The sequence below is a fragment of the Variovorax sp. genome, assembly GCF_965279555.1.
Lineage (GTDB): Bacteria > Pseudomonadota > Gammaproteobacteria > Burkholderiales > Burkholderiaceae_C > Variovorax.
Genome location: NZ_OZ257247.1, coordinates 3,282,030 through 3,296,372, shown reverse-complemented (window position 1 = coordinate 3,296,372; position 14,343 = coordinate 3,282,030). Strand labels below are relative to the sequence as shown.

General features: G+C 68.4%; 15 protein-coding genes. 8 read left to right on the top strand and 7 right to left on the bottom strand.

Annotated elements, in window-relative coordinates:
• Positions 1-3: 3 nt before the first annotated feature.
• Positions 4-1,389: a 3-deoxy-D-manno-octulosonic acid transferase gene (locus ACQY8B_RS15700; protein WP_422087558.1), complete on the top strand. Its 1,386-nt coding sequence runs from the start codon at positions 4-6 to the stop codon at positions 1,387-1,389.
• Positions 1,390-1,398: 9 nt separating this feature from the next.
• Here the strand turns inward: ACQY8B_RS15700 and ACQY8B_RS15695 are convergent, their stop codons facing one another.
• The 4 genes from ACQY8B_RS15695 to ACQY8B_RS15680 form a co-directional block, all read right to left on the bottom strand.
• Positions 1,399-2,940 carry a TolC family outer membrane protein gene (locus ACQY8B_RS15695; RefSeq protein ID WP_422087557.1) on the bottom strand — a complete coding sequence of 514 codons (1,542 nt, stop codon included), beginning with the start codon at positions 2,938-2,940 and terminating at the stop codon, positions 1,399-1,401.
• 20 nt (positions 2,941-2,960) lie between these two features.
• Positions 2,961-3,296, bottom strand: a complete 336-nt coding sequence (locus tag ACQY8B_RS15690; RefSeq protein ID WP_422087556.1) for a rhodanese-like domain-containing protein — start codon at positions 3,294-3,296, stop codon at positions 2,961-2,963.
• 16 nt (positions 3,297-3,312) lie between these two features.
• The gene (locus ACQY8B_RS15685) at positions 3,313-3,990 is read right to left on the bottom strand and encodes a protein-L-isoaspartate O-methyltransferase family protein (protein ID WP_422087555.1); all 678 of its coding nucleotides are present in this window, start codon (positions 3,988-3,990) and stop codon (positions 3,313-3,315) included.
• Between the two features lie 89 nt (positions 3,991-4,079).
• Positions 4,080-4,757, bottom strand: coding sequence for a TetR/AcrR family transcriptional regulator (locus tag ACQY8B_RS15680; RefSeq protein WP_422087554.1), 678 nt, complete (start codon positions 4,755-4,757; stop codon positions 4,080-4,082).
• A gap of 102 nt (positions 4,758-4,859) precedes the next feature.
• Between ACQY8B_RS15680 and msrA the strand changes: the two genes are divergently transcribed.
• The 6 genes from msrA to ACQY8B_RS15650 all read left to right on the top strand — a co-directional run bounded on the left by msrA (position 4,860) and on the right by ACQY8B_RS15650 (position 11,761).
• Positions 4,860-5,411 (top strand): peptide-methionine (S)-S-oxide reductase MsrA, encoded by a 552-nt coding sequence (gene msrA / locus ACQY8B_RS15675; protein WP_422087553.1) that lies wholly within the window; start codon positions 4,860-4,862, stop codon positions 5,409-5,411.
• Between the two features lie 14 nt (positions 5,412-5,425).
• Entirely contained in the window at positions 5,426-5,815 is a 390-nt protein-coding gene (locus ACQY8B_RS15670) for a hypothetical protein (protein WP_422087552.1), read from the top strand.
• Positions 5,816-5,895: 80 nt separating this feature from the next.
• Positions 5,896-8,073 (top strand): TonB-dependent receptor, encoded by a 2,178-nt coding sequence (locus ACQY8B_RS15665; protein ID WP_422087551.1) that lies wholly within the window; start codon positions 5,896-5,898, stop codon positions 8,071-8,073.
• A gap of 52 nt (positions 8,074-8,125) precedes the next feature.
• On the top strand, positions 8,126-8,476 hold the full coding sequence (locus tag ACQY8B_RS15660) for a hypothetical protein (RefSeq protein WP_422087550.1): 351 nt from the start codon (positions 8,126-8,128) through the stop codon (positions 8,474-8,476).
• 82 nt (positions 8,477-8,558) lie between these two features.
• Positions 8,559-10,652, top strand: a complete 2,094-nt coding sequence (locus ACQY8B_RS15655) for a TonB-dependent receptor (protein ID WP_422087549.1) — start codon at positions 8,559-8,561, stop codon at positions 10,650-10,652.
• A 158-nt stretch (positions 10,653-10,810) separates the two neighbouring features.
• Entirely contained in the window at positions 10,811-11,761 is a 951-nt protein-coding gene (locus ACQY8B_RS15650; protein ID WP_422087548.1) for an AEC family transporter, read from the top strand.
• Positions 11,762-11,782: 21 nt separating this feature from the next.
• Here ACQY8B_RS15650 and pdxH read toward each other — a convergent pair whose 3' ends face one another.
• Positions 11,783-12,436, bottom strand: a complete 654-nt coding sequence (pdxH, locus tag ACQY8B_RS15645; protein WP_422087547.1) for a pyridoxamine 5'-phosphate oxidase — start codon at positions 12,434-12,436, stop codon at positions 11,783-11,785.
• A 29-nt stretch (positions 12,437-12,465) separates the two neighbouring features.
• Between pdxH and ACQY8B_RS15640 the strand changes: the two genes are divergently transcribed.
• Positions 12,466-13,044, top strand: coding sequence for a nucleotidyltransferase family protein (locus ACQY8B_RS15640; protein ID WP_422087546.1), 579 nt, complete (start codon positions 12,466-12,468; stop codon positions 13,042-13,044).
• On the opposite strand, the gene ACQY8B_RS15635 is transcribed toward ACQY8B_RS15640, so the two are convergent.
• The gene (locus ACQY8B_RS15635; protein WP_422087545.1) at positions 13,034-13,570 is read right to left on the bottom strand and encodes a superoxide dismutase family protein; all 537 of its coding nucleotides are present in this window, start codon (positions 13,568-13,570) and stop codon (positions 13,034-13,036) included. The genes ACQY8B_RS15640 and ACQY8B_RS15635 overlap by 11 nt on opposite strands.
• A complete protein-coding gene (locus ACQY8B_RS15630; protein ID WP_422087544.1) occupies positions 13,567-14,262 on the bottom strand; it encodes a gamma-glutamylcyclotransferase in 696 nt (231 codons plus the stop codon). The genes ACQY8B_RS15635 and ACQY8B_RS15630 overlap by 4 nt, the downstream gene beginning before the upstream one ends.
• Positions 14,263-14,343 lie beyond the last annotated feature (81 nt).

Genomic DNA, 14,343 nt, shown 5'->3' with positions numbered 1-14,343 from the left:
CCTGTGCGTTCGCTACTGCTGCGCCTCTACGGCGTCTTCACCACTGCCGTGCAACCGCTGGTCCGCCGCAAGCTGCGCCGCCGTGCCGTGGCCGAGCCCGGCTATGGCGTGGCCGTCGAGGAGCGCTTCGGCCGCTACGACGAGTCCATCACCGGCCATGCCCAGTGCTGGGTGCACGCGGTCTCGCTTGGCGAGACGCGCGCGGCCGCCATCCTCATTGCCGAATTGCGCCGGCAGTACCCGGGCGTGCCGATCCTGCTCACGCACGGTACCGCCACCGGACGCGAGGAGGGCGCCAAGCTGCTCGAGCCGGGCGACACCCAGGTCTGGCAGCCGTGGGACACGCCGGGTGCCGTGGCGCGCTTTCTCGACAAGTTCCAGCCGCGCATCGGCGTGCTGATGGAAACCGAGGTCTGGCCCGAGATGGCCGCCGCCTGCGCCGAGCGCCGCATTCCGCTGGTGCTGGCCAATGCGCGCCTCAACGAGAAATCGCTGGCCGCGGCCGAGCGCCTCGCATGGCTCTCGCGGCCCGCCTACTCGGCCCTCACCGCGGTTTGGGCGCAGACCGAGGCCGATTCGCACCGGCTCGTGTCGCTCGGCGCCAAGGTGGCCGGCGTGTACGGCAACCTCAAGTTCGACGCCACGCCCGACGCGCGCCAGCTCGGCACCGCCATGTCGCTGCGCGAACGCCTGCCGCGTCCCATGGTCGTGCTCGCAAGCTCGCGCGAAGGCGAAGAGCGGCTGCTGCTCGAAGTGCTCAAGCGCTTCGGCGCGACCTCGCCGGTGCCGCCGGAGCAGGGCGCGGTGCGCTCCATCGCCAAGCGCGTGCATGAGGTGCAGTGGATGATCGTGCCGCGCCATCCGCAGCGCTTCGACGAAGTGGCGGCGCTGATCGAGGCCGAAGGCTTCGCGGTAGCGCGGCGCAGCGCGGCGGGGCAGCCGGCCGAATCGGAAATCTGGCTCGGCGATTCGCTGGGAGAGATGGCGCTCTACTACGGCCTGGCCGACGTGGCGCTGCTCGGCGGCAGCTTCGAGCCGCTGGGCGGACAGAACCTCATCGAACCGGCGGCCTGCAGCTGCCCAGTGATCATGGGACCGTCGACCTTCAACTTCGCCGAAGCGGCGCAGCTCTCATTGGCGGCAGGCGCGTCGCTGCGCGTCGAGGGCATGGAGCAGGCGGTGACGGCGGCGCTGAAGCTGGTCGAGAACCCCGAGCGCCGTGCGGCGATGGCGCAAGCCGCGCAGGCCTTCGCCTCGTCGAACCGTGGCGCCGCGGAACGCACGGCCGCGGCGGTGCTGGCAATTGCGCAGGCGGCCGAGCCCGTGGACACGGTGAACGCGCCGCTGGAAGTAGATCAGCCGCCGCGCGCGGAACCCACGCTGGACTGAAGAGCAGCCTCAGCGCACCGGCGGGTTCAGGATCACCGGTGGCACGGGCGGCGTCGGCATCGTCGGCGCGGGCGGATTGAACGGCTGCACCGGTACCGGGGGAATCACGGGAATGCTCGGCGGCGCGACCACCGGTTGCTGCTGCTGCGCGCGGTCCGGTGCCGTGGCCGAGGGCACTGCCGGCACGCTGCCGTTGCTCGCCAGCGTGGCGTTGATCGCATTCATGTCGTCGGTGGTCAGCGTGCCGTTGGCCTGGCGCAGCTTGAGGTTGCCCAGCAGCACGTTGTAGCGCGCCTGCGCGAGGTCGCGCTTGGTCTGGAACAGCTGGCTCTGCGAGTTCAGCACGTCGATGTTGATGCGCACGCCCACCTGGTAGCCCAGCCGGTTCGCATCGAGCGCGCTCTGGCTCGACGATTCGGCGGCTTCGAGCGCCTTCACCTGCCCCGCGCCCGAGACCAGCCCGAGGTAAGCCGCGCGCGTGGCTTGCGCCACGTTGCGGCGCGTGCCCTCGAGCACGCTGCGCGACTGGTCTTCGAGTGCCAGCGTTTCCTTGATGCGGTTCTCGGTCGCGAAGCCGGCGAACAGCGGCAGGTTGAACGTGACGCCGACCGTGGCCGCATTGGCGCGCGTGCCCACCGTGCTGGTGGTGGTGCCGGTCGGATTGCGCGTGACGTTGTAGCCGAGGTTGGCGTCCAGCGTGGGCTTGTGGCCGGCCTTGGCCTTCTCCACTTCGAGCCCGGCCACGTCGACGCCCAGGCGCGCCTGCTTGATTGCCGGGTGCACTTCGTCGGCCTGCGAAACCCAGGCATTGATGTCCGCTGGCATGGCCGTGGGCAGCACCACCGGCACCGCCAGCGGCACCGGCACGCTGCCGGGGCGGCCGACCAGCTGGTCGAGCACCACCTTCTTGACCTGGAGGTCGTTTTCGGCCGAGATTTCCTGCGCGATCACCAGGTCGTAGCGGGCCTGCGCTTCGCGCGAGTCGGTGATGGTCGATGTGCCGACCTCGAAATTGCGCTTGGCCGACGCCAGCTGTTCGGCTACGGCCACTTTCTGCGCGCGCACCAGCGCCAGGTTGTCCTGGCTGGCGAGCACGTCGAAGTAGGCCTGGCTCACGCGCACGATCAGGTCTTGCTCCGCAATGGTGAACACCGCCTGCGCGATGTCGGCCTGTCGCTTGCCCTGCTCGTAGGTGGCCCAGTTGGCGGGGCGGTACAGCGGCTGCGTGGCGTTGATGCCGACGTTCTGCGTGTTGAAGTCGCGCGGCGTGCTGGTGCCGCGGCCGGCGCCCGTGAGGGTGTCGATCTCGATGTCGCTGCGCGTCACGCCGGCCGTGAGGCCGACCGCCGGCAGGATGCCGGCCTTGGCCTGCGCGGCGCGCGCCACGTTGGCGTCGTACTGGGCTCGCGCGCCCTGGTAGGTGGCGTCGTAGCCGCGGGCGGCGTCATACAGTTCGTTCAGTGTCTGGCCCTGGGCCGGCAATGCGAGCAGTGCTGCGAAGGTGCTTGCGAGCGCTGCGGAAAGTGGCGAAAGCCGGGGCCTGGAGGGCATGAACGTCCTTGGAGAAAGAATCAGTAGCGTGGGACCGTGGGGTCGTGTGAAGACCAGGCGTCGATGCCGCCGGCCACGTTGGCCAGGTCGGCAAAGCCGTTCTGGCTCAGGAACGCGGCCACGCGCTGGCTGCGCGCGCCGTGGTGGCAGAGGCAGGCGATGCGTTTGCCTTCGCCCAGCTCGGCCAGGCGCCCGGGGATCTCGTTCATCGGGATCGCGACCAGGGTGAAGCCCTGGGGCACGACGCTCGCCGTCTGCAGCTCCCAGGGCTCGCGCACGTCGAGCAGAACCGGGGCCGCGTCGGCGTCCTGGGCGAACCAGGCGGCGAGGTCGGCGGGGCGGACTTGGTCGATCATGGGTTGTGCCGTCCGCTCAGAACGAGAAGCGCGAGGGCTCGGGGAAGTTCAGCAGGCGCGGGGCCACTGTGTCCCAGGGCTGGATGGTGTCCCACTTGCTTTCGCTGGTGCGGGTGACGAAGTGGGCGCGCATCATGGGCTCGTCGCCCACGATGGCCGACAGGCGGCCGCCGACCTTGAGCGAGCCCAGCAGGTTCTGCGGAATGCGCGCGACCGAGCCGCTGAGCACGATCACGTCGAAGCTCGGGCCGCTGGCCAGGGGTATGGAGCCGTCGGCGTGGCGCACTTCGACGTTGGTCACGCCGTTGCGGCGCAGCGTCTCGGCGGCGCGGGCGGCCAGCACGGGGTTGATTTCCAGCGACAGCACCTGGGCCGCGCGGGCGCCGAGCAGGGCGGCCATGAAGCCGGAGCCGGTGCCGATCTCGAGCACCGATTCGTGCTTCTGGATGTGCAGGTCCTGCAGCGTGCGGGCCTCGACTTTGGGCGACAGCATGAATTCGCCGGGCACGGAGCCGTCCAGCAGCGGCAGTTCCATGTCGAAGAACGACAGGGTGCGGTGCTCGTCGGGCACGTAGTCCTCGCGGTGGATTTCAGCCAGCAGTTCGAGGATGTCGGTCTCCAGCACATCCCAGGGGCGGATCTGCTGTTCGATCATGTTGAAGCGCAAGCGCTCGAGGGTGGGGGTGGGGTTCATGGCGTGGCTTTCCTTGTGGGCTCAGGACAAACCTTCAATTTTAGGTGGCGCCGATGACACCCGCGGCCCGGTCGGCCTTCCGCGACGCTTCATGCCTTGTCTCCGGGGCGAACGGTGAGGCCGTAAAGCACGGTTTCGGCCTGCGTCGCGAGGTATTTCTCGGGGTCGAGGGTCGAGGCGCCGTCGACGCAGACCATGGCCGAATGCTTCCAGAGCATGAGGAAGACCATGGGTGCGACCACCGAGTAGATCGCGTGGTCGATGTCGACCTTGGCGAACTCGCCGCGGTCGATGCCGCGCTGCAGAATGCGCCGCAGCAGGTCGTGGCCGGGGCGCACCACCTCCTGGCGGTAGAACTCCGCGAGTTCGGGGAAGTTGGAGCCCTCGCACATCATCAACTTGGTCAGGCCCGAGGCCTTGGTCATGCCGACGCGTTCCCACCACACGTTCATGCAGTAGCGCAGCATTTCGGCCGAGGTGCCCTCGAACGCTTCGAATTCGGCATTCCACTCGGTGAAGCGGCCGCCCAGGCTTTCCATGACCACGGCCTTGAACAACTCTTCCTTGCTAGGGAAGTACAGGAAGAGGGTGCCCTTGGAAACGCCGGCCCTTGCCGCCACTTCTTCGGAGCGGGTGGCGGCGAAGCCCTTTTCCACGAACAGGTCGAGCGCGGCCGCCAGCAATTCGCCGGGGCGCGCTTCTTTCCGGCGTTCACGCTTGGCGCGTACCGGACAGATCTTGTCGACAAAGGATCGGGGCGTGGGCATGATTTTAATGACTCGCGGGTTAGTAATGTAGTGAGCGGCATCTGTCACGTCAAGCCGCGACAATATCGGGTTCGTCTTTTTCCAACCTTCCGGAGCAGTGCAATGACCTCTTCATCGTCGCCCACAGAAACCATCGTGCTCGGTGGTGGCTGCTTCTGGTGCACCGAGGCGGTCTTCGACCGGGTGCAGGGCGTGCTCGACGTGGAGTCGGGTTATTGCAACGGCCAGGTCGTCAAGCCGACCTACGAACAGGTCTGCACCGGCCGCACCGGCCACGCCGAGGTGGTGAAGCTCGAATTCGACCCCGCCCGGATCAGCCTGCGCGAGATCCTCGAGATCTTCTTCGTGGTGCATGACCCGACCACGCTCAACCGCCAGGGCAACGATGTCGGCACCCAGTACCGCAGCGGCATCTACTACACCGACGACGCCCAGAAAGAAGTGGCCGAAGGGGTCATCCGCGAAATCGAGGCCAGCAAGACCTACCGTTCGCCGGTCGTCACCGAAGTGGCCAGGCTCGACAACTACTCGGCGGCCGAGGCCTACCACCAGGACTACTTCCTGAACAACCCGAACCAGGGCTACTGCGCATTCGTCGTGGGCCCGAAGGTCGAGAAGTTCCAGAAGACCTTCGCCTCCCGCCTGAAGGCCTGATAGCCCTTCGCCCCGTGCACATCGTCCGCCAGTCTCCCTCCCGTTCGTCGCGCGCGTTGATCGTCGCGCTGGCGTTCGCGTTGTGGATCGCGGGCACGCTCGGGGTCATGCACCGGTCGCTGCACGTGCCGGGCCTTTCGCAGGCCGCGGCGGCGGTGCAGCAGGCATCGCAGAGCGGCGTGCACAAGCATGCGGCTCATGGGCTGGGCAGCCTGTTCGGCGAGCACACCGACGCCGAGTGCCGGCTGTACGACCAGCTGGAGCACGGCTCCACGGCGCCCAGCGTGCCGCTGGTGGTGCTGCCGATACTGCTGCCTTCGGCCACCTTCGCCTATCTGCAGGGCGAGGCCATCGCCCGCTGGATCGCGCTGTTCGACGCGCGCGGTCCGCCTTCCACTCGCTGAATCCCCCCGTGTTCCGGCCGTGGCTGCCCGCATTGCGCGGGCGGCTGCGGATCGTTCATCGATTCAACGAGTGTCCATTCATGATTCCCAATTTCCGTCGCAATGCCGTTGGCATTGCCGTTCTTTCCCTGCTGTCCTGGCCGGCCTTCGCCCAGGACGCGACCACCACCACGACAACCACCACCGTCGCTCCCAGCAGCGCCGAGGGAACGCTGTCCACCGTGGAGATCCAGTCCGAGCGCCTCAAGAAGGCGCGCATGGAGCTTTCACCCGAGGTCGGCGCGACCGTCTATCGCATCGACCGCGCGGCCATCGACGCGCTCGGCAAGGGCGACGCCACGCCGCTCGACGACGTGCTGCTGACCCTGCCAGGCGTGGCCAAGGACTCCAAGGCCTCCGGCTCGCTGCACGTGCGCGACGACCATGGCAACGTGCAGTACCGCGTCAACGGCGTGCAGTTGCCCGAAGGCATCTCGGGCTTCGGCCAGTCGCTGGACACGCGCTACATCGACTCGGTCAACTTCCTGACCGGCGCCTTGCCGGCGCAGTACGGCCTGCGCACCGCCGGGGTGGTCGACATCCAGACCAAGCAGGGCTTCGGCAAGCCCGGCGGCTCGCTCGGCTTCACCTTCGGCAGCCACAACACGCTGGAAGAAAGCGGCTCCGTCTACGGCACCACCGGCAACCTGAGCTATTACCTGTCGGGCAGCCTGGTGTCCAACACCAACGGCATCGAGAACCCGCAGCCAACGCTCAACGCGCAGAACGACCGCACGCGGCAGGGCAAGACCTTCGGCAACCTGTCTTACTACCTCGACGCCGACACCCGCCTGGGCTTGATGTTCGGCACCTACAACGGCAAGTTCCAGATCCCGACCAACCCGAACCAGACGCCGGCCTTCTCGCTGGCCGGCTACAGCGACCTGGGCACGGGCTACAACGGCCTGCCATCATCCGACGTGCGCGAGCGCCAGACCGAGGCCACGCGCTTCGTCGCGTTGTCTTACCAGAAGACCGTGGGCGCGCTGGATTTCCAGATATCGGCCTTCCACCAGTACTCGAACCTGCACTACGTGCCGGACGCCGTGGGCGACCTGATCTACAACGGCGTGGCTTCCGACACCCTGCGTTCCAACTCGTCGAACGGCCTGCAGGCCGATGCGTCGTACAAGCTGAACGACGCCCACACACTGCGCTTCGGCGGCGCCTACACGCGCCAGAGCACGCGCAGCATCAATGCGGTGAACGTGTTCCCGGTCGACGACACCGGCGCGCAGATAGGCAACACGCCGGTGCTCATCAACGACAACTCCGGCAAGGTCGGCCAGCTCGCCAGCCTCTACGTGCAGGACGAATGGCGCATCGACCCCAGGCTGACATTCAACTACGGCCTGCGCTACGACAGCGTCGACGCGTTCACCAAGGAGCACCAGTGGAGCCCGCGGCTGAACCTGGCCTACAAGCTCTCGGACGACACGGCGCTGCACGCGGGCTATGCGCGCTACTTCACGCCGCCGCCGCAGGAGCTGGCTTCGCAGCAGAGCATCAACCTCTACACCGGCACCACCAACCAGCCTGAAATCGCCAATTCCGACCCGGTGAAGGCCGAGCGCACCCACTACTTCGACCTGGGCCTGGACCACAAGGTGAACGACAACCTGTCGCTGTCGGCCGACGTGTACTACAAGAACATCACCAACCTGCTGGACGAAGGCCAGTTCGGCCAGGCGCTGATCCTGTCGCCGTTCAACTACGCCAAGGGCTTCGCGCGCGGGCTGGAGCTGTCGGCGCGCTACAACGACGACCACTGGTCGGCCTACGCGAACTTCGCCTACCAGAAGGCGATGGGCAAGAACATCGTGTCGAGCCAGTCGCTGTTCGGTGCCGACGAGCTGAGCTACATCGCCAACCACTACGTGTACCTGGACCACGACCAGACCTACACGCTGTCGGGCGGTGCAGCCTACCGCTTCGGCGACAACCAGGTCAGCGGCGACCTGATCTTCGGCAGCGGCCTGCGCCGCACGCCCGACGGCGGCGCGCCCAACAGCGCGGCGCTGCCGCACTATGCCGTGGTCAATGCCGCGTACTCGCACACCTGGAAGGAGTCTTCGGGCGGCGACATCGTCGGGCGCATCGCCATCCTGAACCTGTTCGACAAGAGCTACCTGCTGCGCGACGGAACCGGCGTGGGCGTTGGCGCGCCGCAGTACGGCACGCGGCGCAGCCTGTACGTGAGCATGACCACGCACTTCTGATGCAGGCCTGGCACGCAAGATGAACCCGAGGCTGTCGCGCACCGTCGCACTCATGCTGCTCTTCGCAGTGTGGGTGACGTCTACGCTCGGCCTCGTGCACGCCACGCTGCATGTGCCAGGCGACCGCGCGTGGGCCGTGGCGGCCGCGACCGCCGCGGCCGACCCCTCGGCAAGGCACTCCCCGGCGCAGCGGCATGGCTGGATCCATGCGCTGTTCGGTGACAAGACCGACGCCGAGTGCCGGCTGTACGACCGCCTGTCGCACGGCTTCAGCATGCCCGGCGTGCCGCTGGTGGTGTTGCCGATGGTGCTGCCGTCGGCCACCTTCGCCTATCTGCAGGGCGAAGCCATCGCCCGCTGGATCGTGCTGTTCGACGCACGCGGTCCTCCACTCGCTCGCTGATTTCTCACGTGTTCCGACGCTGCCCCCGTCCGCTTCGAGCGGGTGGTGGCCGGTCGCCCATTGATTTCAACGAGTGTTTTTCATGACCCCCAATTTCCGTCGCAACGCCATCGGCGCTGCCGTTCTCTCGCTCGCCGCACTGGCGGGCGCGGCGCAGGCGCAGACCGCGCCTGCGCCTTCCACCGCCAATGACGCCAGCCTGCGTGAAGTCACCGTCACCGGCAATCCGCTCGGCGCCAGCGACCTCATTGCGCCGACGACTTCGCTGTCGGGCGACAAGCTGCTGCTGCGTTCCGAATCGACCCTCGGCGAAACGCTGAACAACCTGCCGGGCGTGAGCAGCAGCTACTTCGGGCCCAACGCCAGCCGGCCCAGCATCCGCGGGCAGGACGGCGACCGCATCCGCATCCTTCAAAACGGCGGCGGCGCGCCCGACGCCTCGGCGCTGAGCTACGACCACGCGGTGCCGGTCGACGCGCTCGTCACCGAGCGCATCGAGGTGCTGCGCGGACCTTCGGCGCTGCAGTACGGCGGCAGCGCCGTCGGCGGCGTGGTCAACGTGATCGACAACCGCATTCCGTCCGAACCCGTCAACGGCTTCGGCGGCCGCGCCGACCTGGGCTATGCCACCGGCAACAAGGAAAAGAGCGGCGGCGTGGTGCTCGAGGGCGGCAACGACCGCATCGCGGTGCACGTCGACGCCTTCAACCGAGATTCGAAAGATGTGTCGGTGCCCATCAGCCTGGAATGCAGCAAGCCGGGCTCGCCGTGGATGGCGCGCAAGATCTGCAACTCGGCCAACCAGGCGCACGGCGGCGCCCTCGGCGGCACGGTGTTTTTCGATCAGGGCTGGGTCGGCGCGTCGGTCAGCACCTACCGCAGCACCTACGGCACCGTGGCCGAGGACGACGTGACCATCGGCATGAAGTCCGACCGCCAGGCGCTCGAAGGCGAATGGCGCCCGGGCGGCTTCATCAGCAGCATCCACGCCAAGCTGAGCCACACCAACTACCGCCATACCGAATTCGAGGGCCGCGAGCCGGGCACGACCTTCTCGAACATGAGCAACGACCTCCGCCTCGAGGCGCGCCACGAGAAGATCGGCAACTTCGAAGGCCTGGTCGGCTTCAGCAGCGAGACCAACCGTTTCGCCGCCGACGGCGAGGAAGCCTTCGCGCCGCACAGCCGCACGCGCTCGACCGCGCTGTTCGTGCACGAGGAGTACGGCACCTCGTGGGGCCGGCTGAGCTTCGGCGCGCGCACCGAGAAGGTCCGCGTGCGTTCGCTGGGTTACCCGGAAGACCCGAGCGTGACGCGCTTCGCCGTCGGCGAGCGCACCTTCAATCCGCACAGCGCAGCCTTCGGCGCATTGGTCAACCTCACGCCGCAGTGGCAGCTGACCTCGAACATCGCCTACACCGAGCGCGCGCCGAAGGACTACGAGCTGCTGGCCAACGGCCCGCACGTGGCAACGGCCGCGTGGGAGGTGGGCGACCCGAAGCTCGATAAGGAAAAGTCGACCGGCTTCGACCTTGGCGCGCAGTGGAAGGACGGCGCCAACACGGGCCGCGTCAACGCGTATGTCACGCGCTTTCGCAACTACATCGGGCTGACCGCCTCGGGCCGCGAACTCGATGCCGAAGGCAACGTGGCCGAGCCCGGCACCCCCGACACGCTGGCCGAGTACCTCTACGGCGGCGTGCGCGCGCGCTTCACCGGCATCGAGGCCAACGGCAACCTGCGCCTGCTGGGCGCCGACGGCTTCGCGCGCATGGCCGATGCCGGCACGCTCGACCTCGAGTGGCGCGGCGACATCGTGCGTGCGAAGAACCTCGACACCGGCGAGCCGCTGCCGCGCATCGCGCCGCTGCGCCTGGGCGCCACGCTGGCCTACGGCAACGGCCCGTGGACCGCGCGCCTGGGCTTCGACTACAACGCCGCGCAGCACCGTGTGCCGAGCGTGGGCGCGCGCGAGACCGATGCGTACACGCTGTGGAACGCGGCCATCACCTACCGCATGAAGGTGCAGCGCGCGAACCTCACCTGGTATGCGCGCGTGGACAACATCACCAACAAGCTGGCCTACAGCCCGACCTCGATCCTCACGACCACGGTGTACCCGAACGCACCGCTGCCGGGGCGGACGCTGAAGGTCGGGCTGCGCGTGACGTTCTGACCCTGCCTTGCTCCCTCCCCCTCTGGGGGAGGGCAGGGGTGGGGGCTGGCGGCGTATCCAATGTCAGTGGCTTTTCATGCGCCGCTTGCCCCCATCCCAGCCTTCCCCCAGAAGGGGAAGGAGCAAGACAACGCAAGACCCTCGGCTATCCTCGCCGGGTGAATTCGTTCGTCATCTCCTCGCTTCTTCCCGTCGTCCTGCTCATCGCCGCGGGCTACCTTGCCGGAAGGCGCCGCTGGATCGGCGGCAATGCGGTGAAGGACCTGTCGAACCTCATCTTCCTGCTGCTCGCGCCCGCGCTGCTGTTCCGTGCCATGAGCACCGTGCATGTCGAGCAGCTGAGCCTCAAGCCGGTGGCGGCGTACTTCATTGCCTCGGGCCTGCTGTTCGCGGGCACGATGGCGCTGCGCGGCTTCAATCGCACGGCGGCCGTGATCGCTCTGGCCAACACCTACAGCAACACCGTGATGATCGGCATCGCGCTGATCGGCCTGGCCTACGGCGAGGACGGCATGGTGGTGCTGCTCACCCTCATTTCTTTGCACTCTCTGGTGCTCTTGACCAGCGCCACGGTGGTGCTGGAGCTGGCCGTGGCGCGCGAGCACGCGGCGGCCGGCGGCGTGCAGAAGCACTCGATGGCGCGTACCGTGCTGCGCGCGCTGCGCAACGCCATCATTCATCCGGTGCCGCTGCCGATCCTGGCCGGGCTGCTGTTCGCGCAGACCGGGCTCGTCATGCCCGAGGTCATCGACAAACCCATCCAGCTGCTGGGGCAGGCCTTCGGACCGGTGGCGCTGGTGATGGTGGGCATCACGCTTGCGCTCACGCCCATCGGGCGGCACTGGCGCGGCGCGCTGACCCAGGCGCTGGTGAAGAACCTGCTGCACCCGCTGCTGGTGGCCGCCATCGGCTGGGCGCTTGGTGTGCGCGGCATCCCGCTCACGGTGATGGTGGTGGCCGCGGCGCTGCCGATCGGCGCCAACGTGTTCCTGTTCTCGCAGCGCTACCGCACCGCCGAAGACCTGGTGACGGCCAGCGTCGCGGTGTCGACGGTGCTGGCCCTCGGCACGCTGACGCTGGTGATGGTCTGGGTGCAGTGGCTGCCCTGAAGCAGGGCCTGACGATGCGGCTCAGGGCGCGAGCCGCTCGCGCACCCAGTCCGTGCCTTCGAGCCGGTAGCGCAGCCGGTCGTGCAGCCGGCTCTTGCGGCCCTGCCAGAACTCCCAGCGGTCCGGCACCAGCCGGTAGCCGCCCCAATGCGGCGGACGCGGGGGAGAGAGCAGATGCCTGGCGGCGAACAGGGCTGCGTTCTTCACCAGCACGTCGCGTCCGCTGATCACCTCGCTCTGCGGGCTGGCCCAGGCGCCGATGCGCGAATCGAGCGGGCGGCTGGCGAAGTAGGCGTCGCTCTCGTCGGCGCCGGCCTTCTCTACGCGGCCCTCGATGCGCACCACGCGCTCCAGCTCGACCCAGTGGAACTGCAGCGATGCATACGGGTTGCCCGACAGCTCGCGGCCCTTGCGGCTCTCGTAGTTGGTGTACCAGACGATGCCGCGCGCGTCGTAGCCCTTGATGAGCACGATGCGGCTCGACGGCCGCAGGTCGCTGCCCACGGTGCACAGCGTCATCGCGTTGGGCTCGGGCACCTGCGCGTCGATGGCCTCGGTGAGCCAGCGTTCGAACTGCTTCAGCGGGTCGCCGGCGCTGTGGGCCTCGCCGAGCTCGGCGCGCTCGTAGCTCTTGCGCAGCGCGGCCAGCGCGTCATTGGAAAGAGGGGAAGTCATGACGGGATTGTTGCGCACATACTCCGCCCATGACGACCAAGAAGGCGAATTCCCCGGTGGTGATCGTGCTGGCCTCGGGCCGCGGCGAGCGCTTCATCGCGGCCGGCGGCACGGGCTCCAAGCTTCAGGCGCCGCTGGCCGGCAAGCCGGTGCTGGCACGCACGCTGGACGCGGTGCGCGCCAGCGGACTGCCGTGGCACCTGGAAGATGCCGGGCACCCCGGCATGGGCGATTCGATTGCGGCTGCGGTGCGGGCCACGCCCGATGCCGCCGGCTGGCTGATCCTGCCGGGCGACCTGCCGCTGGTGCGGTCCGAAACGCTGCTGGCGGTCGCTGCCGCGCTGGGCATCGGCGTAAATGCAGTGCAGCCGCAGTACCGGGGAGAGCGCGGGCACCCGGTCGGCTTCGGGGCCGCCTGCCATGCACAGCTCGCGGCGCTGGAGGGGGGCCTGGGCGCGTCGTCCGTGCTGCGGGCGATGCGTGCGGCCGGTTCGGTCGTCGACCTCGCTGTGGACGACGTCGGCGTGGTGACCGACATCGACACGCCCGACGCCCTGGCGCACGCCGAGGCGCTCTGGCTCGCCGGGCCGGGCAGGCTCAGCGCGTGATCACTGCGCAGGCGATGCGCGGGCCCGAGTTGCCCGAAGGCTGGGTCGTGAAGTCGTCGCGGTCGCGGTGAACGACGAGCGCGCGGCCGACCACGTTGTTGGCGGTGCCGTCGGTCAGGGAGATCGAGTGATCTTCCACGCTGAAGCGCGCCACGCCGCCGGCATCGGCCACCAGGCTCGGCAGTTCGCCGGCATGGCTGCCCGGCGCGGCGAACTTGCCGTGCGTGGCGCCTGTGGGGTTGAAGTGGCCGCCGGAAGCATCGCCGTTGTTGCCGCAGTCGCCCTTTTCGTGGATGTGGAAGCCGTGCTCGCTGCCTGGCACCAGGCCGCGCACTTCGCCCGACACGCGCACGCCGTGGTCCAGCGCGGTGAAGGTCACCGTGCCGCGGGTCGGGTTGGGCGTGATCGCGCCGGTCGGCATCAACTCCACGACCGTGCTGGGCTTGCCGCCCATGCTGCCGCAGGCGGCGAGTACGGCGCAGGCGCCCAGGGCGGCGGCGATGGCGGAGAGACGACGATGGTTCATGTGTTTTCCTTGGACGGTCCGGAAGAGGGGTGGGAGGGTTTGTCTGGAGACCCCGGAACATATACCGGAGCCTGCGGCGCATCGCAATCGGCGGCGGACTGCTCCTGCTGTTCTTGCGCGGCGGCCAGCGCCACCAGCCGGGCCAGCGCCGCGTCGTGAATGGCGTGGCGGCGCAGTTCCGCCAGCGTCTGCTGCGCGTAGTCGAGCGAACTGCCGTAGCGCCCCACCGCGTTGGCGAAGATGTGGCGGTAGTGCTCGTCGCTGAGTTCGCCCGTGAAGTTGGGGCTGCGCCGCGAAAGCGTGAACGCCAGCGCCCGCACCGGACCTTCGGCCGTGCCGCAGCGCAGCCACTTGGGGTCGTACACGCCGGTCGGCATTTCGCGCAGCCAGAGCCGGCGCAGGGTATCGAGCCCTTCGGCCTTCGGCACCCGGAACACCATGCCCCGCACGCTGCCGCCGGAGAGCAGGCCGAACACCAGGCCGGGCACCTGCACGCTGCCGCGGTTGACCCGGCTCCACATCTTCAGCGCCCGGTGCCAGCCGCGCACCCAGGCCGGGCGCCGCTCGATGAAGTCGAACTCGGGTCGCCAGATCAGCGAGCCGTAGCCGAACAGCCACAGATCCTCATGCCCGCCCCAGTCGGCGATGGCGCGTTCGAGCATCGGTTGCGGGTCGCGCAGGGGCTTGGGCATGGGGTCGAGTCCCGGCGGACCGGGGTTTGGCGCCGGGTCCGACACGGGCGTGCCGGGGCCGGAGCCTACAATTTCGTGATC